This is a genomic window from Kutzneria chonburiensis (assembly GCF_028622115.1).
Taxonomy (GTDB): domain Bacteria; phylum Actinomycetota; class Actinomycetes; order Mycobacteriales; family Pseudonocardiaceae; genus Kutzneria; species Kutzneria chonburiensis.
In genome coordinates, this window is the sequence record NZ_CP097263.1 from 7,697,602 (window position 1) to 7,718,431 (window position 20,830).

At 70.2% G+C, this 20,830-nt stretch carries 16 protein-coding genes and 1 pseudogene; 10 read left to right on the plus strand and 7 right to left on the minus strand.

Going from position 1 to position 20,830, the window contains the following annotated elements; genetic code table 11:
* Positions 1-28 precede the first annotated feature (28 nt).
* Positions 29-1,420, plus strand: coding sequence for a caspase family protein (locus tag M3Q35_RS35610; protein ID WP_273936924.1), 1,392 nt, complete (start codon positions 29-31; stop codon positions 1,418-1,420).
* On the opposite strand, the gene murQ is transcribed toward M3Q35_RS35610, so the two are convergent.
* From murQ to M3Q35_RS35640, 6 genes are all read right to left on the minus strand, one after another.
* On the minus strand, positions 1,380-2,315 hold the full coding sequence (gene murQ, locus M3Q35_RS35615) for an N-acetylmuramic acid 6-phosphate etherase (protein WP_273936925.1): 936 nt from the start codon (positions 2,313-2,315) through the stop codon (positions 1,380-1,382). The two genes, M3Q35_RS35610 and murQ, sit on opposite strands and share 41 nt — an antisense overlap.
* Complete coding sequence (locus M3Q35_RS35620) at positions 2,312-3,244, minus strand: MurR/RpiR family transcriptional regulator (RefSeq protein WP_273936926.1); 933 nt, start codon at positions 3,242-3,244, stop codon at positions 2,312-2,314. Before M3Q35_RS35620 ends, murQ begins: the two co-directional genes overlap by 4 nt.
* Before the next feature lie 57 nt (positions 3,245-3,301).
* Positions 3,302-4,981 (minus strand): serine hydrolase domain-containing protein, encoded by a 1,680-nt coding sequence (locus tag M3Q35_RS35625; protein ID WP_273936927.1) that lies wholly within the window; start codon positions 4,979-4,981, stop codon positions 3,302-3,304.
* Between the two features lie 7 nt (positions 4,982-4,988).
* On the minus strand, positions 4,989-6,206 hold the full coding sequence (locus M3Q35_RS35630; RefSeq protein WP_273936928.1) for an exo-beta-N-acetylmuramidase NamZ family protein: 1,218 nt from the start codon (positions 6,204-6,206) through the stop codon (positions 4,989-4,991).
* Positions 6,203-7,819, minus strand: a complete 1,617-nt coding sequence (locus M3Q35_RS35635; RefSeq protein WP_273936929.1) for a glycoside hydrolase family 3 protein — start codon at positions 7,817-7,819, stop codon at positions 6,203-6,205. The genes M3Q35_RS35630 and M3Q35_RS35635 overlap by 4 nt, the downstream gene beginning before the upstream one ends.
* 532 nt (positions 7,820-8,351) lie before the next feature.
* Complete coding sequence (locus tag M3Q35_RS35640; RefSeq protein ID WP_273936930.1) at positions 8,352-9,158, minus strand: HAD family hydrolase; 807 nt, start codon at positions 9,156-9,158, stop codon at positions 8,352-8,354.
* 390 nt (positions 9,159-9,548) lie between these two features.
* Between M3Q35_RS35640 and ssd the strand changes: the two genes are divergently transcribed.
* From ssd to M3Q35_RS35680, 8 genes are all read left to right on the plus strand, one after another.
* Positions 9,549-10,625, plus strand: a complete 1,077-nt coding sequence (gene ssd, locus M3Q35_RS35645; protein ID WP_273936931.1) for a septum site-determining protein Ssd — start codon at positions 9,549-9,551, stop codon at positions 10,623-10,625.
* Positions 10,615-11,760 (plus strand): TadA family conjugal transfer-associated ATPase, encoded by a 1,146-nt coding sequence (locus M3Q35_RS35650; RefSeq protein ID WP_273936932.1) that lies wholly within the window; start codon positions 10,615-10,617, stop codon positions 11,758-11,760. The genes ssd and M3Q35_RS35650 overlap by 11 nt, the downstream gene beginning before the upstream one ends.
* A gap of 229 nt (positions 11,761-11,989) precedes the next feature.
* Positions 11,990-12,685, plus strand: coding sequence for a type II secretion system F family protein (locus tag M3Q35_RS35655; RefSeq protein WP_273936934.1), 696 nt, complete (start codon positions 11,990-11,992; stop codon positions 12,683-12,685).
* Positions 12,682-13,413, plus strand: a complete 732-nt coding sequence (locus tag M3Q35_RS48600; RefSeq protein ID WP_337960508.1) for a type II secretion system F family protein — start codon at positions 12,682-12,684, stop codon at positions 13,411-13,413. The genes M3Q35_RS35655 and M3Q35_RS48600 overlap by 4 nt, the downstream gene beginning before the upstream one ends.
* Before the next feature lie 19 nt (positions 13,414-13,432).
* Positions 13,433-13,621, plus strand: a complete 189-nt coding sequence (locus tag M3Q35_RS35665; RefSeq protein ID WP_273936935.1) for a DUF4244 domain-containing protein — start codon at positions 13,433-13,435, stop codon at positions 13,619-13,621.
* On the plus strand, positions 13,599-13,949 hold the full coding sequence (locus tag M3Q35_RS35670; protein ID WP_273936936.1) for a TadE family type IV pilus minor pilin: 351 nt from the start codon (positions 13,599-13,601) through the stop codon (positions 13,947-13,949). The genes M3Q35_RS35665 and M3Q35_RS35670 overlap by 23 nt, the downstream gene beginning before the upstream one ends.
* Positions 13,946-14,374 (plus strand): Rv3654c family TadE-like protein, encoded by a 429-nt coding sequence (locus tag M3Q35_RS35675; protein ID WP_273936937.1) that lies wholly within the window; start codon positions 13,946-13,948, stop codon positions 14,372-14,374. The genes M3Q35_RS35670 and M3Q35_RS35675 overlap by 4 nt, the downstream gene beginning before the upstream one ends.
* A 259-nt stretch (positions 14,375-14,633) precedes the next feature.
* Positions 14,634-15,272, plus strand: a complete 639-nt coding sequence (locus M3Q35_RS35680; RefSeq protein ID WP_273936938.1) for a bifunctional DNA primase/polymerase — start codon at positions 14,634-14,636, stop codon at positions 15,270-15,272.
* A 651-nt stretch (positions 15,273-15,923) separates the two neighbouring features.
* On the opposite strand, the pseudogene M3Q35_RS35685 reads toward M3Q35_RS35680, so the two are convergent.
* A pseudogene (locus M3Q35_RS35685) lies at positions 15,924-18,235 on the minus strand (DEAD/DEAH box helicase).
* Positions 18,236-18,587: 352 nt separating this feature from the next.
* Between M3Q35_RS35685 and M3Q35_RS35690 the strand changes: the two are divergent.
* A complete protein-coding gene (locus tag M3Q35_RS35690; RefSeq protein WP_420704782.1) occupies positions 18,588-20,810 on the plus strand; it encodes a sodium-translocating pyrophosphatase in 2,223 nt (740 codons plus the stop codon).
* Positions 20,811-20,830: the final 20 nt, after the last annotated feature.

Consider the following 20,830-nt stretch of genomic DNA (forward strand, 5'->3'; position numbering starts at 1 on the left):
GCTTCCGCGGCGTGAACTGTCGCGTGCGGTGCTGATCGGCACGAGCGACTTCCAACAATTGCCACTGTTGCCGGCGGTCGGCAACAATCTTGTCGACCTTCGCTCCGCGCTGACCGATGACGAGGTCGGCATTCTGGGCTGGGGGCAGTGCGTCATGGTGGACAGCCCTGACTCGCCATCCAGCCTGATCAGTCGTCTGCGTACCGCCGCCGCGCAGGCGCAGGACCTGTTGCTCGTCTACTACGCCGGTCACGGCATCCGCGTCGGTGACGAGGAAGAGCTGTACCTGACCGTGCGGCAGAGCAACAACGACTCGCCGCTCGACACCTGCGTGCCGTTCGAGTGGGTGCGTCGGGCTGTTGTCGACAGTCCCGCACGGACCAAGCTGCTGATCCTCGACTGCTGCTTCTCCGGGATGGCGTTGGGCACCATGTCCGCTCCGGTCGTGGACACCAGGCAGATCGAGGTCACGGGCACGACGGTGATCACTTCGTCGCCGCGGAACTCCGTGTCGCACTCCCTGCCCGGCGAGCGGCACACCGCCTTCACCGGCGAGCTGATCACCTTGCTGCGCACCGGTTCCCCGCTGCCCGAGGAACCGCTCACGGTCGCCGAGCTGTTCCGATCGCTGCTCGCCGCAATGGCCCGCCGGAAGCTGCCGCACCCGAAGATGCGGTCCGGCGACACCAGTGGATCCCTGCAGCTGCGCCGGTTCTTGCCGCCGCCGCCACCTCCGGAGCCAGAGCCCGAGGCCGTCGTGTCTGAGCCGGTCGTGCCGGTCGCGCAACCAGGGCCGGAGCCGGTTGTCGTGTGGCCACAGCCGGAGCCGGTCCGGCGTTTCGAGGATCCCGACACGATCCGCTTCGCGCCGGTGAAACCACCCCTCAACCTCGCGCCGATCGGCGCGGTCGCCCAGGTCTATCTTCCGCTCGCCGCCGCGATCGTGTTGGTCTTCTGCTTCGACACCGCGGTGGGCTGTTTTGTCGGCTATGCCTGGGGCGTTCCGAGACCCGGCGCGACTGGCGCAACGGATCTCGGCATGGCGATCGGTGCCACCGTGATGTTCCTGCTCATCGGTGGGTTCGGTGTGCTCTGGCGGGTAAAGGGCGGGCGCTGGGTTGTGCTGGAGGATGTGTTGCCGCGGCCAGCGAAGTGGACGGCTCCGCTTCGGATCGCCGTGATTGTCGTACTGCTCCTGGTGTTCGCCATTACCAGCTGCGTAGGTCTGTTCCAGGGAGCGTCGCCGTCGAGCCAACCCTCGAGCTTCAGCGACCTGTCGCTGAGCGTGATGACGCCCCTGTGCATGATCACGGCCGCCGTGGCCTGCGCATACTCGCTGGCGCGGCGGATCCGTCGCGCCAGCCGAACTGCGCCGGTCATCAGCTCGCCGCAGCTCCCAATGCCACCAGCGCATTCCTGACGTGACCGCCGGTGGCAGTCAAAGCCTCGGCCGCCTGTACGGAGTCGATGCCGGCCAACAGGCGCACCAGCGCCACCTTCAAATCCCCGTCGGCCTCAAGCAGCGCAGCGGTGCACTCCGCCTCGTCCAGACCGGTGGCCTCGCGCAGGATCCGCAGGGTCCGGCCGCGCAGCTTGGCGTTGGTCGCCCGCATGCTGACCATGAGGTTGGAGTAGGTACGCCCAAGCTTGATCATCACGGCCGTGGAGAAGGCGTTGAGCACGAGCTTCTGGGCGGTGCCGGCCTTCATCCGCGTGGACCCGGCGATGACCTCGGGACCGGTGCTGACGGCGATGAGGACGTCGAGGGGCACGGACGGGACAGCGCCGGGGTTGGCGGACAGGAGCACGGTCCGCGCGCCGACCTCGTTGCCGGCGGCCAGCGCGCCGAGCACGAACGGGGTGCGGCCGGAAGCGGTGATCCCGAAGACGACGTCGGTGGGCCGAGCGGCGTCACGGATCTCGGCGGCGCCGGCGTCGAAGTCGTCCTCGGCGTTCTCGACGGCCACCCGCAGCGCGGTGGCGCCGCCGGCGTGGTGGGCGACGAACCAGTCGGCGGGGGTGTTGAACGTGGGCATGAGCTCGGCGGCGTCGAGCGTGGCCAACCGCCCGGACGTGCCGGCGCCGACGTAGTGCACGCGACCGCCGGACCGCAGGGTGGCGACGGCGTGGTCGACGGCCCGCGCGACCTGCGGCAGCACGTCGGCGACGGCGCCGGGCACCAGGCGGTCCTCGCTGTTGATCATCCGCAGCACGTCCACCGTGGGCAGTCTGTCAATCCCCTCGGTCGCGGGGTTGCGCTGCTCGGTGGGGGAATCGACTCGCACGATCGACTCACGTGGCTGCGGCAACGTCATTTACCTGTCTCCCGTGCCTTCCGGCGGCCGTCGGGACGCGGACCGAGTCGATGTCCGCCCACAGCCTCGTAGGTGGACTCCAACGCGTTACGCGCGCTGTCGAGGTGTTTCTGCGCGACGCCGATGAACAGGCAGTCGATGACGGTGAGCTGGGCGATCCGGCTGGCCATCGCACCGGAGCGGAAGGTGGTCTCCCGCGCGGCGGTGGTCAGCACGTGGTCAGCGACCTCTGAGATGGGCGACCGAGGGAAGTTTGTGAGAGCCACGGTGGTGGCGCCGCGCTCCCGCGCCACCCGAAGCGCTTCGACGGTGTCGGCGGTCGCGCCGGTGTGCGAGATGCCGAAGGCGACGTCGCCCTCGGACAGCACGGCGGCGGAGGTCAGCATGATGTGGGTGTCGCTCCACGCGAAGCTGACACGCCCTATGCGGTGCAGCTTCTGCTGGAGGTCGGCGGCGACGAAAGCGCTTGCGCCGACCCCGTACACGTCGACCCGTCCGGCACTGGCGACGGCGTCCACGACGGCGCTCAAGGTCGGGATCTCCAGCTGGTCGGCCGTCTCTTCGACGGCACGCGCATCGGCAAACGCGACCTTGCCGACCACCTGCGACAGGTCGTCGGTGGGCGCGATGTCGCTGCCCAGGTCGCGGTCGATGCGGGCGGCGGTCCGCGCGGTGTCGGCGGCAAGGGCGATGCGCAACTCGGGGTAGCCCCCGACGCCGATCGCCTTGCAGAACCGGGTCACCGTGGTCTCGCTCGTGCCGGCCGCCTCGGCGACCTCTGTGATGCTGCGGTGCGCGACGACCTGGGGGTTGTCGAGCACGACCTTGGCCACGCGCTGCTCGGCGCGGGCCAGACCGGGCAGCAGCGAACGGATCCGGACCAGCGGGCTCGCCTCGCTGATCTCACTGGCTGACTTGGCGGGTGCCACGTGGGAAACTTACTAACAGTAACTGTTTCGGTCAACATAATGGCCCCTGACCTGCGGTTACGTCAGCTGCCAACCGACCGGTGTGAACGTGGTGCGGCCGCAGCTCAGCTCGATGTCGGCCACGTTCACGCCCCTTCCTTCGTATGAGGGGTCGGTTGTGTAACGCCACCGCAGCATCAGATCGTTCGACGGATTCGACACCTGTGCCCGAACCTGCTGCCAGGACCGGCTGGACTGTCCCGACAGTGACATCTGGGGGGACATCTGGGGGCCGCTGCGACCACGCACCGTGAGCGGCACGGCGGTCCAGGTGGTGCCGCCGTCCGTGCTGGCCTCCAACGTCAGCAGATCCGTCGTCTCGGTGTTGACGAAAGCCTCGAACGACACCCGCACCGACCCGTGCAGCGTCCCGGTGGTCAACGTGCTGGTCGACCCGCCGCCCTGCCCGGAGAACCACGACCGGCCGCCGTCCGGCGCCTGTACGGACATGGCCTGCGCCAATGCCTGCGCCGCCGCACGACGGGCGCCGTTGGTGCTGGGCGTGTTGCGGGTCGGGTGCACACGGTTGGTCAGCAGGATGGCGAACGAGCGCGACCGCGGGTCGATCACCAGCGACGTGCCGGTGAACCCGGTGTGCCCCATGGTGTCCGGGCCGGACAGGCCGCCCATGTACCAGATCTGGTCCAGCTCGAAGCCCAGCCCGTGCGAGTCGTCGGGGAACTTCTGGTTGAAGTTGACCTGCATCAGGTGCACGCCGTGCTCGCTGAGGATCCGGTGCCCGCGGTACACGCCGCCGTTGAGGATGGCCTGGGCCAATACGGCCAGGTCATCGGCCGTGGAGAAGACGCCGGCGTGCCCGGCGACACCGCCCATCGCCCACGCGTTCTCGTCGTGCACGGACCCGCGCACCATGCCTCGCGGCGGGGAGACCTCGTACTCCGTCGCGGCGATCCGGCTCAGCTTGGACGCCGGCGGGTTGTAGCCGGTGTCGACCATGTGCAGCGGCTCGGTGATGCCCGTACGCACGAGCTCGTCCAGCTTCTTGCCGGTGACCTGCTGCAACACCAGCTGCATGGTCAGCATGTTCAGGTCGGAGTACACGTACTGGGTGCCCGGCGCGGCCGATGGCGTCGTGTCCAGGATCGCCTTCTCCCGCGACGGGATGTCCGGATAGCCGGCCCACAGCGACGGAATCGGGTCGGGGATCAGTCCGGAGGTGTGGGTCAGCAGCTGCTCGATGGTGATGTCGGCCTTGCCGTTGGTGGCGAACTCGGGCAGGTAGTGCGCGACTGGCGTGTCCAGCGCGATCCGGCCGGCCTCCAGCTGCTGCACGGCCACGATCGACGTGAACAGCTTGGACAGTGACGCGAGGTCGTAGATGGTGTCGGTTCGGGCCGGCACCTGCTGATCCGGCGGCAGCTGAGTGGTCGCGTCCTGGAACTTCACGGCCTCGCCGGTCGCCGTGCGGTCGACGACAACACCGTTGTGCGCCAACAACGCCGTGGCGCCGGGATAGATCGACGGGACCCACGCGGCGAGCTGCCTGTTGAACGCGTCGATCGGGGCCGCGTTGAGCCCGGCCTGGGCCGGCGAACCGGCGCGCAGGACCGTGCCGGCCGGCGCGAAGCCCGGGTAGGGCCGGTCGAAGCGGGCCGAGTTCGGCCCGGCATCCGCGCTCGCGGTCACGGCGAACGCCAGCACGAGCACGGCCGGCAGGGCGAGGGCACGAATCCGCATGGCCACCTCATCTGTACAGCAGATACCGGATGCGATCTCGGCGGAAGGCGGCGAGCTCGGCCGCCCATGCGCCCACGACGTCGTCGACACCGGCGCCCGCGTCCACCATGCTGCGCAGACGCGCCGAGCCGCTGAGGTTGTCGACCCAGTTGTCCGGCCGCCAACCGAACACTTTCGGGTACAACTCGCGGGCCGTCACGATCATCGAGACGGCGGTGCGGATGGCGTCGACGCGCGGCCGGTCGGTCAGGTGCGCCTGCACGCCGCCACACGTCTGGTTGACGAACTTGCTGAACGTCGGCACGAAGTAGGCCTCGCGGAACTCGATCCCGGGCAGCCCCAGCGAGTTCAGTCGCTCAGCCCAATGCCAGTCGATGCCGGGGGCGCCGATCGTCTCGAACGGCCGGCACGTGCCGCGGCCCTCGGACAGCAGCGTGCCCTCGAACAGACAGGTGCCGGGATAGAGCAGTGCCGTGTCGGCGGTCGGCATGTTCGGGCTCGGCGGCACCCACTGCCCGCTGAACAGGTCGTTTCGCCGCCATCCCGTGCATTTGACGATCTCCAGGCGGCTCAGCCGGGTCGTCAGGAACTCGGCGTCGAACAGCCGGGCCAGCTCGCCGACGGTCATGCCGGGCTGCTGCACGATCGGCTTCAACCCGACGAGGGTGGCGAACTTCGGGTCCAGCTGCGGCCCGTACGCCTGGCCGCCGATGGGATTCGGCCGGTCCAGCACCATGAACGACGCCCCGGTCGCGGCGGCCGCCTCCATGGCGATGAACATCGTCCAGGTATAGGTGTAGAACCGCGCGCCGACGTTGGCGATGTCGAACACCACGGTGTCCACGCCGGCCTTGCGGTACATGGCCGCCAGCTTGTCGACGGTGACGTTGTACGCGTCGTAGACCGGAATCCCGGTCCGCGGATCCGTGTAGTCACCCTCGGATCCGCCGGCCTGGGCGGTGCCGCGGAAGCCGTGCTCCGGCCCGAAAACGGCGACCGGGCGGACCTGGTTGGCCACCATGTCGTCGACCAGATGCGTGAGATCGGCCAGCACGCCGGTCGGGTTCGTGAGCACGCCGACCTTGCGGCCGCGCAATCGCTTGTAGCCCTCGGCGGCGAGAATGTCCGCGCCGTTGAGGCGTTTTTGTTCCGGCAGTGCCGGCACGGCCGGTACGGCCGCGGTCAGCGCCGACGCGGCGAGGAAACCCCGGCGGGACAGGCTCACCAGGTCAGTCCCGTGCCGAAGGAGTACGAGTTCGGGATGTCCACGGGCAGCTTGCCCTGCGGCGCGACCGCGCCGGCGATCACCCGGGCCAGCGATCGCATCGACACCGCGGTGTACGAGTAGGTGTCGATCCATGTGTGGGCCTCGGGAATCGCGCCCGGGTCGTACGGATTGCCGACGCCGACGGCGATCACCGGCTTGCCGGTCGCGACCAGATCGCGAACCCGTTGCTGCTGCGCCGGATCCGCCGCGGCGCCGTTGGTCGTCACCACGATCGCGTCATAGTCGGTGGCGGTCTTGCTGGCCGGAATCCCTTGGGCGGTCAGGGCATCGGCCAGCGTCTGGGTCGTCGTCACGCCCCACCCCGTGACCAGCACGGACTTCGCCTTCAGCGGCAGCGTGCCGCCATTGCTCAGCACGGTGACCGTCGAGTCGGTGATGCGCTGCGCGGTGGCCAGACTCGTTGTCGTGCCGACCTTCTTGGCCACGGCGTTGACGTCGGTGAACGGGTTGAACAGCACGCCCCGTCGCAACTTCACGGCCAGGATGCGGGCCACGCTCTGGTCGATCCGCCGCTCCGACAGCTGCCCCGTCCGCACGGCGTTGATCACCGCATTGACGGCGGTGCCGACGTTCTGCGGCATCAGCAGCATGTCCGCGCCGGCCTGCAACGCCTTCACCGGGATCTCGGCGTCGGTGTACTTCTGCCGGACGCCGGCCATCTGCAGCGAGTCGGTGATCACCATGCCGCGGTATCCGAGCTCGTCGCGCAGCATGCCGGTGAGCACGGTCGGCGACAGCGTCGACGGATCGCCGGACGGGTCGATCTTCGGAAACACGATGTGCGCACTCATGATCACGTCCGTGCCGGCCTTGATGGCGGCCCGGAACGGCGGCGCGTCGATCTGCTCCCAGGTGGCCTTGTCGTGGTCGATGACCGGCAGCCCGGTGTGGCTGTCGGTGGCCGCGTCGCCGTGCCCGGGGAAGTGCTTTGCCGTCGTGGCCACACTCTGCTGATAGCCCTTGACCTGCGCGGACACCATGTTCGAGACCAGGGTCGGGTCCGAGCCGAAGGACCGCACGCCGATCACCGGGTTGGCCGGGTTCACGTTCACGTCGGAATCCGGCGCGTTGTTCATGTTGATGCCCATGGCCCGCAGCTCACGGCCCGTGATGGTGGCTGCCTGCTCGGCGTTGGCGGTGCTTCGGCTGGCGCCCAAGGCCATGCTGCCGGGGAAGGTGGTCGCCGGCGCACCGATCCTCGTGACCAGGCCTTCTTCCTGGTCGGTGGAGATCAGCAGCGGGATGTGCGCGCCGGAGGAGATGGCCGCCTTCTGTAGGCCGTTGGACAGCCCGGCGATCTGGGTCGGGTTCTGCACGTTGTCCGACCACGCGAAGTAGATGACGCCGCCCAGGTGGTACTTCTGCACCAGCTGGGCCGGCGTGTCGACGCCGAACTCCGTCTGGTTGCGGGCATCCACCGTGTCCGCGGTCGGGCCGTAGCCGTAGGTCATGAACAGCTGGCCGACCTTCTCGGCCAGGGTCATGCCGTGCAGCGCGGCGCTGACCTGGTCGGGTTGGGCGTCGGCGGCGCCCGGGGCTGCGGTGGCCATCGCGGCCAAGCCTGCCAGTAAGGCGACGAGTGTCCTGCGCACGGCGTCCTCCCGTGACCTTCTCACCGACTATGCAGATCAATCGGCAAGTTACTGACGTCACGGTCGGCCGGTCAACGATCCTCGCTGGATCGGCCCAGTCTTTCCCCGGACACAGCGACTCCCCAGCCTCGATGAGGCTGGGGAGTCGCTCGTCTTCAGCGCGAACTGATCGGGTTACCAAGCGTGCAACTAGTGTCGTATAGGTGGGGTGCTCGGCGTCCGGCGTCCCGGTACGCAGCCCCCAGACGACATGCCTCCCGCGGCGTGCTGTGCGTGGGTGCCCGAGGTTCGCGCACGGAGATCTTTCGGGGTGGACGGGGCTTCTCCTCCGCTCCGTCCCTGGCCGACTCGATGTCCGCATCTCCTTTGTAGTGGGTGACGGCGGCCACAGCAAGGGCACGGTCGGGTGCACCGGTCAAGTGGCTTTGCGTGACCGATCAGGACGACCGCACAGATCATGACCTGCGCCGATGCCCTCTTCGGGTGGAGTTCAGGCCCGACGGCGGCGGCGAATGCCGTACCAGGCCACGCCGGCGGCCGCGACCGCGCCCAAGCTCACCGCGGTGACCGCCACGGCGGTGCCGGACGGCGTCGGGATGCGGGCCCGCAGCGACACCGGATCGGAGAAGGTCAGCACCGGCCAGCCCTGCTGGGCGGCGACCTTGCGCAGCCCCCGGTCCGGATTCACCGCCGTCGGGTGGCCGACCACGGCCAGCATCGGCTCGTCGGTCGCGGAGTCGGAGTAGGCGTGGCACCGGGCCAGGTCGTAGCCGTTGGTCGCGGCCAACTGCTTGATCGCGACGGCCTTGTTGTCGGCGTAGCAGTAGAAGTCGACCTCGCCGGTGTAGCGGCCGTCGGCGACCACCATGCGGGTGGCCAGGCTCTGCGTGGCGCCGAGCATGTCCGCGATCGGCGCGACGATCTCCTGGCCGGAGGCTGAGACCACCACCACGTCGTGACCTGCGGCACGGTGGTCGGCGATCAGCTGGGTGGCTTCCTTGTAGACCAGCGGGTCCACGATGTCGTGCAATGTCTCCTCGACGATGGCCCGCACCTGGCCGACATCCCAGCCCGCGCACAGCGCCGTGATGTGCTGGCGCATCCGCTCGATCTGGTCCGCGTCCGCACCCGACTGCATGAACACGAACTGCGCATACGCGCTCTTGAGCACGGCTCGGCGGTTGATCAGACCCTCCTGGAAGAAGGGCCGGCTGAAGGCCAGCAGGCTCGACTTCGCGATGACGGTCTTGTCCAGGTCGAAAAAGGCCGCCACACGAGCGCCGGTGCTGGGATCCACGGCGCCAGCATAGGTGTCGTCACGAAAATATGGCGTGTCTGTTGCGGGGATGGGAGGCGCGAGAGGCCTTCGGGGGGATACAGTAGAGAGGTCCGGCCACAGATCCGGACGTGTTCAGTCCAACCCCCGGGACTGAACCTAGGCGGCCCCCGTCCCTCCCCCTGACGGGGGTCGTCCCATATCTACGGTCAGGTGCCCGGGTATCGCCCGGCTCCAGTATGGCCACCGGGTCTGACAACCTTCGGCGTCAGAGATCAACATCGGCCGAGTTGTCCACAACCCCCGAGTTGTCCACATGTGGATCTCCGACCGCCCCGCGGCCACCGCCGCCCGGGCGAGTCTGGTCCCGCGGCGCACGTCCGTTCGCCGCCGGACGAGGACGGGGAGAACGTGGACCGAGCACGGCCGCTGGCCCTGGTCGACAACGACGACCTGCTCGACGACCTGCTCAAAGTCGCCGCGGCCGCCGGCTGCGACGTGGAACGCGTGGCCGACGTGGCCGCCATGCGGGCCGGCTGGGCGCACGCGCCGATGGTGTTGCTGGACGAACAGGCCGCGCAGAGCTGCGGCGAGGCCGGCCTGCCCCGCAGACCAGGCGTGGTGGTGTTGGCCGCCGGTCCACCTCCGCCACGGCTGTTCGAGCACGCCGTCGCCGTCGGTGCGGAACGCGTGGTCGGCCTGCCGGACGGGGAAGACTGGCTGGCCGGGGCAATCGCCGATGCCGTCGAAGGTCCGGCCAAGGACACCGGGCGCATCATGGCCGTGATCGGCGGTCGCGGCGGTGCCGGTGCTTCCGTGTTCGCCGCCGCGGTCGGTTATGCGGCGTTGCGGCGAGGTCGCCGCGTTCTGCTCGTCGACTGCGATCCGATGGCCGGCGGGCTCGATCTCGTGCTCGGAGCCGAGCGGATGGACGGATTGCGCTGGCCCGAACTCAAGCTCAGCGCCGGACGTGTCGCCGCATCCTCGCTGCACACCGCGTTGCCCGGCAGCCAGCGAGGCCAGTCCCGCCTGACCATCCTGTCCTGCGACCGCGGCAACGTCGATCTCGATCCGCAGGCCGTGGCCACCGTGGTCAGCTCGGCCAAGCGCAGCGGCGAACTGGTCGTTTGCGACCTGCCGCGACATCGGACCGAACCGTCCGGCGTCGTCCTGGACCGGGCCGACCTGATCGTCGTGGTCATGCCGGCCGAGTTGCGGGCCTGTGCGGCGGCGCGTCGCCTGGTCGAGCGGTTCATCGAGGAAGGGCGGGAGGCCCAGCTCGTGGTGCGCGGGCCGGCGCCCGGCGGACTGCGGGCCGACGAGGTCGCCAGCACCGTCGGCCTGAACCTGCTGACCGGCATGCCGGCCGAACCGGGTCTGGCCATGTCGCTCGAGGCGGGCCGGCCGCCGGCTCGACCGCGTGGACCGCTGGCCGACGCCGCCGATCTGGCCGTCGAGGTCCTGTGCGGGGTGCCCGATGCGGCGTGACCTTGTCGACCGCGTGCGAGAACGCCTCGCCACCATCGGCCGCGGCGTCACCGACGCCGAGATGGCCGACGCCTTCCGGGCCGAAACCGGCGGTGTGGCCAGCGATCTGGACACCCTCGGCGCCGTTCGCGAGCTACGACAGGAGTTCTCCGGCACCGGGCCGCTCGCGCCGCTGTTGAGCGATCCCGGCGTGAGCGACGTGCTCGTCACCGGGCCGGACCGGGTGTGGATCGACGGGCCCGACGGCGTTCGCCTCACCCCGATCACCTTTCGCGACGACGACGCCGTGCGACAGCTGGCTCAGCGCTTGGCCCTCGTCGCCGGCCGACGGCTCGACGACGCCCAGCCCTTCGTCGATGCCTGGCTACCCGAGGGCATTCGCTTGCACGCCATGCTGCCGCCCATCGCCGCCGACGGCACCAGCCTGTCGCTGCGTGTCCTACGCCCCGCCGGCCACGACCTCGCCGCCCTACGCGAGCTGGGCACGTTCGACGAGGCCACCGAGGAGCTTCTGGTCCGCATCGTCCGAGCCCGCCTCGCCTTCTTGATCACCGGCGCCACCGGCTCCGGCAAGACAACCCTGCTCGCCGCTCTACTCGGCCGGGTGCCCGCGTGCGAGCGTGTCATCTGCATCGAGGACGCCGGCGAGCTCCACCCCGACCATCCCCAGGTCATTCGTCTGGTCTCCCGGCCACCCAACGTCGAGGGCGCCGGCGAGGTCACCTCCCGTGAACTGGTACGCCAGGCCCTCCGCATGCGCCCCGATCGCATCATCGTCGGCGAGGTACGCGGCGCCGAAGTCTGCGAGCTTCTCGCCGCCCTCAATACCGGCCACGACGGCGGCGCTTGCACCCTCCACGCCAATTCCCCTTCCGAGGTCCCCGCCCGCATGGAGGCCCTCGCCTCCCTCGGCGGTATCTCCCGCCCCGCCCTCCACAGCCAGCTGGCCGCCGCCATCCACGTCGTCCTCCACCTCAAGCGTTCCCCTGGCGGCGTCCGCCGCCTCGTCGAGATCGGCGTCCTCACCCGTGAGGCCGCCGAGGTCGTAGTCCTCCCAGCTTGGCGGTCCGGCCACCCCACCGAGGCTTGGCCCCTACTCGCCACCCTCCTCACCGACCGGGGTTTCCCATGCTGAGCATCGCTTTCCCGCCTACGCCACCCCTTCCGCCCACTCCGCCAGCACCCCCTCACGCACTCCCGCGCTCGGTCGGCCGGCCGCGTCCATTCGTGGCAGGGAGGGGCTCGTGCTGAGCCTCTCCGTCGCACTGCTTGCTGCCGCCGTTCTGGTCTGGCCGGTAAGGCATGCGCCACGTCGGTTGCGGGCGCTCCTGCCGGCCGCACGACCGGCCCGGCGTCGATGGCGCATGCCGCGGCCGACCACTGGAGTGCTGGCTGTGGTCGGCGCGGCGTTGGGGTGGTGCCTACTCGGCCCGGGCGGTGCGGTGGCCAACGCGGTGCTGTGCACGACGTGTTGGCGTCGGTGGCATTCGCGTCGCGGTCTTCGACAGCGGACCCAAGCCGCGGAGGGCATGGTCGGCGCGCTCGGGGCCATGGTTGCCGAGCTGCGCGTTGGTGCTCATCCCGCGACAGCGGCCGAGCGCGCTGCCATCGATGCCGACCCCTTGGCGGCCAAGGCAATGAGCACAGTTGCCAACACAGCACGGCTGGGCGGTGACGTCGATCGGGCGTTGGTTCGCAGCGCTACGGCCGAGCCGTCGCTGGCCGTCGTGCTCAGCCAGGTTGGCCGTGCGTGGCGGCTCGCCACCAGACATGGGCTGCCGCTGGCCGAGGTGCTCGATTCCGTGCGCCGGGATCTCGATCAACGATTGCAGTTCGGCCGGCAGGTCCACGCCCGGATGGCCGGCCCGAGAGTCAGCGCGGCGGTGCTGGCGGCGTTGCCCGAGCTCGGCGTACTGCTCGGCGAGGCCGTCGATGCCCGGCCGTTGCACGTGCTCGCCGATACGGTCGTCGGACAGGTGCTGCTCGTCGTCGGTGCCCTGCTCATCTGCGCCGGCGTGGTGTGGAGTGCCAAGCTGACCGACCACGTGGTGATGCCATGACCACGCCCATGCTCGGGTACGCGGCGTCGGCTCTCCTTCTTTCTCTTGCGCTGCTGGTGCTGCCCGGACCGATCACGGCTCGCGTTCGGCTGGCCATGGTGTTCGGCCCGCCGACGACGGTCAGGCGGCACGGCCCTCGAATACCGCCGGCGTGGCTGCCGGCCTTGACCGGGCTTGCCGGCGGGGTGCTGGCAGCGATGGTGTTCGGCTGGATGCCCGCGCTGGTGGTGTCGGCGGCGATCTTCCTCTGGTGCCGCAGGACGATGCGGCGCGGACCGCCGCCGCCGGATCCATTACGTCTGGCGGCCACGTGGGATCTGCTCGCCGCGTGCCTGCGTGCCGGGCTGCCCGTGCCGACGGCAATCCGGGCGGTGGCCGCTGACGCGCCACCGGAGTGCGCCGAGGTGTTGTGCCGGACGGCCGAACTGCTGGCGTTGGGTTCAGACCCGGTGCAGGCCTGGGCCCCGGCGCTGGCTGAGCCGACCACGGCGGCGTTGGCGAGGAGTGCTCGCCGGAGTGCGCACTCCGGTACCGCGCTCGCCGAGGTCGCGGACGGGCTGGCCCGGCGCATCCGGGCGGCGTCGGCCGACACGGCCGAGGCCCGGGCCCAGCGTGCAGGGGTGTTGATCGCCGGACCGCTCGCACTGTGTTTCCTGCCGGCCTTCCTCTGCCTGGGCGTCGTGCCCGTGGTGGTGGGACTGGCCGATCGAGTGCTCATCAGCTGGTGACCATGGACAAGGAGTAGGAATGAGAGGCCTGGTGTGCCGGATCCGTGCACTGCTCGCTTCCGACGACGGCGCGGTGAGCGTCGAGTTGGTGCTGCTCATGCTCACCCTCGCGGCCCTTGCGGGCACGCTGTATCTGATCGTGACCAGCGACGCCGTGCGTGTCGCCATCGAGGGGCTGATCGACCGTGCCCTCTCGGTTCCGCTCTGAGCGCGGTTCGGTCACCGTCGAGGCCGCCATCGCCCTCTGCGCCTTTGTCGTGATGCTCACGGTGGGGATCTCGGCGATCGGCGCCGTGGTCGCCGGCCTCCGGGCCATCGACGCTGCCGCCGAGATCGCCCGGCTGGTCGCCCGAGGCGATCGGGCCCGTGGCGAACAGGCCCTACGGCAACTCGGCCCGAACGGCGCCGAATTGTCGATCAAGGTCGACGGCGACGAGGTCAGCGTGACGGTCACGGCCGAGCCTGTGCCGTTGCTGTTGGGCATACGGCCGTCGGGAACGGCCTGCGCAGTGCTCGAACCGGAGGTGAGTGGATGAGGAACACCCAGGCCCGCGCTCGGGATGCGCCGGCCGGGTGCGGCCGCGGTCCGTGGAGTGATCGGATACGAGGCGAGCGGGGCTCGGCGACGGTGTTGGTGGCCGGGATGGTCGTGGTGCTGATGATGCTCGTGGTGCTCGGTCTCCAGATCGGTGGCGCGGTGCTGACCCGGCACCGGGTCGCCGCTGCGGCCGACCTCGCGGCGCTCGCCGCGGCCGGCCAACTGGCCGCCGGCAGCGACCACGCCTGCGAGCGGGCCCGGCAGGTCGCCGAGCGGATGTCAGTCACGACGACCGCTTGTCGCGTCGTCGAACGGGAGGCGTACGTGTCGGTGACCGCTCGGCCGCCGGGATGGGCGGCGTTGTCCGGCACGGCCAACGCCCATGCCCGTGCAGGTCCGGCTGAAGTGCCCGACGGTCGTTGACCGGCAATGACACGACGAGCGGTCGCTCAGCGGCGGTGAGTGGTGTCACACCCGGTCGGCCGCGTGTCGTCACTCTTCGCCGCCGCTCCTCGTCGCGGGATGGGCTGCCGTCCACCGTTCAGCCCATCGCTGTTCGACACCTCACTCGCAGTCCGTCAGCTACCAGTCGTCGACACGGGGTTACGGAGTCCGCGCCCGGTGCCGTTGAGTGTGTTGTGGGCGCCGACACGGTGCCTGACAGTCAAGGAGGCGACAGAAGATGGATTGGTCGGATAGCTGGCGCGGCGCGTTCCGCATCGAGCTGCGTGCTGAGGCGATGGGCCTCGCGTGGCGCGGATGGCCGGTGTTGCCGGGTACCTATCCGACGGGCTCGCAGTGGGCGGGCAGGGACGGCGTCGAGCAGACCGGCCCGGTGCCGGTGCACCGTGACTGGGTCGACCGCATCGGCACCAAGCCGGAGCAGGTCGCCGCATGGTGGACCGGTCGTCGGTACAGCCTGCTGGTCGCCACCGGTCATGTGGTGGACGCCATCGAGGTGGACGCCGAGCTGGGCCGTCGCGTGGCCGGTGTGCTGCGCACGACCGGCGTGCCGGTGCCGATCGCCGCTACCCCTGCCGGCAAGTGGATGTTCCTGGTGAACTCGGGCCAGGAGCTGTCGGCCGAACTCGCCGGACGCGGCGATGTCGTGCTGCACGGCCTCGACAGCTGGATTCCCTTGCCGCCCACGCCCTTCCAGCACGGTGTCGTGCACTGGAGGGTGAAGCCCGAGGTCTGTGGTTGGTCGCTGCCGGATTCCCAGGTCGTGCAGGAGGCCCTCGTCGAGGCCACCCGACCGGATCACCACGTCGAGCTGCTGGGCACCTCCGCCCCGCGCCTCGTGGCGGCCGACTCCTTCTGATCGCCCTGCCGGCTGCGTCGGGACCCGTGACGTCCTCCCGCGACTACCCCGAGCGCGGGGCCCGACGCAGCCATCGCACCAACCCTGCCCGACCGTCCGCTCGCCGTTCCCGTTCCAGGGCGAGGCGGACACGGGACAGGTGCACAGCCGAACACCAGCACCGAAAGATCGCCTCCCGGTAGCGACCGGGACCGGGGCCACACCCGCCGGCCCCCGAGGGCGACCGCCGCGCCGGACACCTCCGCCTCCCTGGTGTCCGCGAGCGCGACACGGTCGGCACACCACCCTCGACGGTCGCTCACACAACGCGGTCGCAGGCGATGTGCGGTGTTCGGTAGTAACGAATGCGCCGGGCGCGCGCCAGCTCCAGACTGGCGCCCCCGGCGCGTTCGCTCGCTCCGCGGACGTGTGTCCGCGGAAAGCGCGGACCGGGTCGCTCGCGGTGCTGTGTGGGGGCCCGGCCCCCACGCCCCCACGCCGGGGCTTCGCCCCGGACGCCTCACCAATGGGAGAGCGATGCTCGCGCGAGCGCTCGCCTCGTTGGTTCGGAGTGCTGTGTGGGGGCCCGGCCCCCACGCCCCCACGCCGGGGCTTCGCCCCGGACCCCAAGGCGTGTCGACAGTCAGGCGGTGAGAGCGCTCTCACTCGGGGCTACTTGGGGGTGATGGCGTTCAGGACGGCGGTGAGGACGGCGACCGCGCCTTCCTTGTCCAAGGGCTCGTTTCCGTTGCCGCACTTGGGGGACTGGACGCAGGAGGGGCAGCCCATCAGGCACTCGCAAGAGGCGATGGCCTCACGGGTGGCGGTGAGCCACGGGATAAGTGACGCGTGGCCGCGGTCGGCGAAGCCGGCGCCGCCGGGGTGGCCGTCGTGCACGAAGACGGTGGCCTCGCCGGTGTCGGCGTGCATGGCGGTGGAGACACCGCCGATGTCCCAACGGTCGCAAGTGGCGAACAGGGGGAGCAGGCCGATGGCGGCGTGCTCGGCGGCGTGGAGGGCGCCGGGGACGCGGGGAGGGAAATGCCGGCGGCCTCCAACAAATCCTGGCTGACGGTGTACCAGACGGCGCGGGTGCGCAGGGTCTGCTCGGGGAGGTCGAGGGGGATCTGGTCGATGACCCGACCGGAAGGGAGTTTGCGCAGGTAGCCGACCACCTGCGAAGTGACGTCAACCTCGCCGAGGCACAGGTCTACGCCGTCGAAGCGGTCCCGCTGCGCGGTGCGGACGACGGAGATGTCGACGACGTTGCGGGGCTGGGTGGTCCACTCGGGGTCCTCGGCATGGACGAGGGCGAGGCCGTCCTCCAAGGACAGGGCGTCGACGACGTACGAGATGCCCTGGTGCAGGTAGAGGGCGCCGGGATGGACCTGCCAGGTGGCGGAGCCGGGGTCGACGGTGCCGAGCATCCGACCGGAATCGCCCTCGACGACGGCGATCTGCTCGCCGCCGGAGCCGCGGATGTCGACGCCGGCGTGGGGACGGTCGCGAGAGGTCCAGTACCAACCGGTGGGGCGCCGCCGGAGGAGACCGTCCTGCACGAGGTCGTCGACGATCTGCCGGGCGACGGGGCCGCCGAGCGTGATGAGGCAGTCGGGGGTGAGGGGGAGCTCGGAAGCGGCGCAGGCGAGCTGCGGGGCGAGGACGTAAGGGTTGACGGGGTCGAGCACGGTGGCCTCGACGGGTTTGTCGAGCACGGCGGCGGGATGGTGCACGAGATAGGTGTCGAGCGGATCGTCGCGGGCGACGAAGACCACGAGGGAGCCGTCGCCGGTGCGGCCGGCGCGGCCGGCCTGCTGCCAGAACGAGGCGAGGGTGCCGGGATAGCCGGCGACGACGACGGCGTCGAGACCGGCGATGTCGACGCCGAGTTCGAGGGCGTTGGTGGTGGCGACGCCGAGAAGGCGGCCGTCGGCCAAGGAGCGTTCCAAAGCCCGACGCTCCTCGGGCAGGAAGCCGGCGCGGTAGGCGGCGACGCGGCCGGGAAGGTCGTCGTCGGCGTCGGCGAGGATCCGGCGAGCGGCCAGGGCGGTGAGCTCGGCGCCGCGGCGGGAGCGGACGAAGGCGAGCGTGCGGGCCTGCTCGATGACGAGGTCGGCGAGGATCCGCGCGGCCTCGGTGCCGGCGGCCCGCCGGATGGGGGCGCCGTTCTCGCCGGCGAGCTCCTCGAGCAGCGGCGGCTCCCACAGTGCGACGGTTCGCTCACCACGTGGTGAGGAGTCCTCGTCGATGGCCTCGAACGACAGCCCGCAGAGCCGCTCGGCCGAGCCGGCGGGGTCGGCGACGGTGGCCGACGCCAGCACGAAGACGGGGGAGGCGCCGTACTTGGCGGCGACGCGACGGAGTCGGCGCATCAGCAGCGCGACATGGGAGCCGAAGACGCCCCGGTAGGAGTGGCACTCGTCGACGACGACGTAGGTCAGCCGGCGGAAGAACGTGGACCAGCGGGCGTGGTTGGGCAGCACGCCCCGGTGCAGCATGTCGGGGTTGGTGAAGATCCAGCGGGAGTGCGCCCGGACCCAGTCCCGCTCGACCATGGGGGTGTCGCCGTCGAACGACGCCGGGCGCACGTCGTCGGCCCCCAACGACCGCACCGACCGGAGCTGATCGGCGCCCAGCGCCTTGGTCGGAGCCAGGTACAACGCGGTCGCCCGAGGATCTTCAGCCAGACGGCTCAACACCGGCAGCTGGTACCCGAGCGACTTCCCGGACGCCGTTCCTGTGGCGAGCACCACATGTTTTCCCGACCAGGCCAGTTCGGCGGCGCGCGCCTGATGGGTCCACGGCCGCTCGACGCCGCCCGCGCGCAGCGCGCTGACCAGCCCATGATCGGCCCATTCCGGCCAGTCGGCGTGCCGGCCGACCCGCTCGGGCTGGTCGGTGACGTGCGTCAGCGGCGACTCGCCCGCCGGCACTCCGGCCAGCACGCGCCGCAGCAGCTCGCGACCACGCTCGGTTCCGCCCACAGCCCCGAGCTTCGCACACAGGTGCGACACCACTCGACCGGCGGATCGGTTGTTCACGGTCGGTGTCGACCGCTCCATCGCCACAGGCGGCGCAGACGGTCGCTGTATCGATTCACGACGCCCTCCGAAGATAACGGACTGTGAACGGAACGGGACTGGCCGTCTGACCGAGTTGACGGACCAATAGACTCCGCCGGCATCGCACCCAAGTGTGAGGGTGCACACGCTGCGTCGGAGCCGACGCACGACACCGGCTCCTGGCGCTGACGGCTGTAACACGCATGACGTCACCAGGAGGACGGATGTCCCAGAAACTCGCGGACGGCCTCACGCTGTCCGGGGGGACTACACCATCGTCGGTGTGGTCGCTGTGGTCGCCATCATCGCCCTGGCCATCGCGTTCGTGCTGCGCAAGGAGGTGCTGGCCGCGGGCCAGGGCACCCCGAAGATGCAGGACATCGCGAAGGCCGTTCAGGAGGGCGCCGCGGCCTATCTCAACCGGCAGTTCCGCACCTTGGCCATATTCGTGGTCATCGTGTTCGTGCTGCTGTTCTTCCTTCCCGCGGACAGCATCGGCGAACGAATCGGCCGCTCTGTCTTCTTCATCATCGGCGCCGTCTTCTCGGCCGCGATCGGCTACCTCGGCATGTGGCTGTCGACCCGCGCGAACCTGCGCGTGGCGGCGGCCGCAAACGAGCCGGACGGCGGCCGCGAGAAGGCGATGCGGGTAGCTTTCCGCACCGGCGGTGTGGTCGGCATGAGCACGGTCGGCCTCGGCCTGCTCGGCGCCTCGATCGTGGTGCTGGCCTACGCCGGCGAAGCGCCCAAGGTGCTCGAGGGCTTCGGCTTCGGCGCCGCCCTGCTCGCCATGTTCATGCGTGTCGGCGGCGGCATCTTCACCAAGGCCGCGGACGTGGGCGCCGACCTGGTCGGCAAGGTCGAGCAGAACATCCCCGAGGACGACCCGCGCAACGCCGCCACCATCGCCGACAACGTCGGCGACAACGTGGGTGACTGCGCCGGCATGGCGGCCGACCTGTTCGAGTCCTACTCGGTCATGCTGGTCGCCGCGCTCATCCTCGGCTCGCTCGCCTTCGGCACGCAGGGCCTGCTGTTCCCGCTGATCGTGCCGGCCATCGGCGTGCTCACCGCGGTGATCGGCGTCTACATCACCCGGGCCCGTCCGGGCGAGAACGGCCTGTCGGCGATCAACCGCTCGTTCTACATCTCCGCGGTGATCTCCGCGGTGCTGTGCACGATCGCCGCCTTCGCCTACCTGCCGAGCACCTTCGCCAAGCTCACCGGCGGCATCACCGACGGCGGCAACCCGGCCCTGATCGCGGCGGTCGCCGTGATCATCGGCATCGTGCTCGCGGCCATCATCCTGTGGCTGACCGGCTACTTCACCGGCACCGAGCACAAGCCGGTCAAGACGGTCGGCGAGACCTCGCTGACCGGCGCGGCCACGGTGATCCTGTCCGGCATCTCGGTCGGCTTCGAGTCCGCCGTCTACACCGCGATCGTCATCGGCGCGGCGGTCTACGGCGCGTTCCTGCTGTCCGGCTCGGTCGCGGTGGCGCTGTTCGCGGTGGCGCTGGCCGGCACCGGCCTGCTCACCACGGTCGGCGTCATCGTCGCCATGGACACATTCGGTCCGGTCTCCGACAACGCGCAGGGCATCGCCGAGATGTCCGGCGAGGTCAGCGAGGACGGCGCGAAGATCCTGACCGAGCTCGACGCGGTCGGCAACACCACCAAGGCGATCACCAAGGGCATCGCGATCGCGACCGCCGTGCTCGCGGCGACGGCCCTGTTCGGCTCGTACGTCAACGGCGCCGGTCTCGACGTGCTGGCCTCGAACGTCAACGCGGCGTTCGCGGTGTTCACGCCGAGCACGCTGGTCGGCCTGATGATCGGCGCGGCCGTCGTGTTCATGTTCTCCGGACTCGCCGTCAACGCGGTGACCCGGGCGGCCGGCGCGATCGTGTTCGAGGTGCGCCGCCAGTTCAAGGACAACCCGGGCATCATGGACGGCACCGTCCGCCCGGAGTACGGCAAGGTCGTGGACATCTGCACCCGCGACTCGCTGCGTGAGCTGGCCACCCCGGGCCTGCTGGCCATCCTGGCCCCGATCGCGGTCGGCTTCGGCCTCGGCGTGGGCCCGCTGGCCGGCTACCTGGCCGGCGCGATCGCCACCGGCACGCTGATGGCGGTGTTCCTGGCCAACTCCGGTGGGGCCTGGGACAACGCCAAGAAGCTGGTCGAGGACGGCAACCACGGCGGCAAGGGCTCCGACGCGCACGCCGCGACGGTCATCGGCGACACCGTCGGCGACCCGTTCAAGGACACCGCGGGCCCGGCCATCAACCCCCTGATGAAGGTCATGAACCTGGTGTCGGTGCTGATCGCGCCGGCCATCGTGGGGCTGAGCGCCGCGGGCCAGCCGCCGGCGATCCGCATCTCCATCGCGGTCGTCGCGGTCGTCGTCATCGTCGCCGCGGTCGTGGTGTCGAAGCGTCGCAGCACGACCATCGCCGACGCGCCGGCGGAGACCGTCGCCAACGGCGTGGGCTGATTTACGAAACCGGCACGGCC

Bases quoted from the DNA above. Each gene is read 5' to 3' on its own strand.
- M3Q35_RS35665 (WP_273936935.1), top strand. From the start codon at position 13,433: ATGAGAGGCCTGGTGTGCCGGATCCGTGCACTGCTCGCTTCCGACGAC.
- M3Q35_RS35675 (WP_273936937.1), top strand. From the start codon at position 13,946: ATGAGGAACACCCAGGCCCGCGCTCGGGATGCGCCGGCCGGGTGCGGC.
- M3Q35_RS35650 (WP_273936932.1), top strand. From the start codon at position 10,615: ATGCGGCGTGACCTTGTCGACCGCGTGCGAGAACGCCTCGCCACCATC.
- M3Q35_RS35635 (WP_273936929.1), bottom strand. From the start codon at position 7,819: ATGGCCACCGCAGCCCCGGGCGCCGCCGACGCCCAACCCGACCAGGTC.
- M3Q35_RS35680 (WP_273936938.1), top strand. From the start codon at position 14,634: ATGGATTGGTCGGATAGCTGGCGCGGCGCGTTCCGCATCGAGCTGCGT.
- murQ (WP_273936925.1), bottom strand. From the start codon at position 2,315: ATGACGTTGCCGCAGCCACGTGAGTCGATCGTGCGAGTCGATTCCCCC.
- M3Q35_RS35655 (WP_273936934.1), top strand. From the start codon at position 11,990: ATGCCGCGGCCGACCACTGGAGTGCTGGCTGTGGTCGGCGCGGCGTTG.
- M3Q35_RS35625 (WP_273936927.1), bottom strand. From the start codon at position 4,981: ATGCGGATTCGTGCCCTCGCCCTGCCGGCCGTGCTCGTGCTGGCGTTC.
- M3Q35_RS48600 (WP_337960508.1), top strand. From the start codon at position 12,682: ATGACCACGCCCATGCTCGGGTACGCGGCGTCGGCTCTCCTTCTTTCT.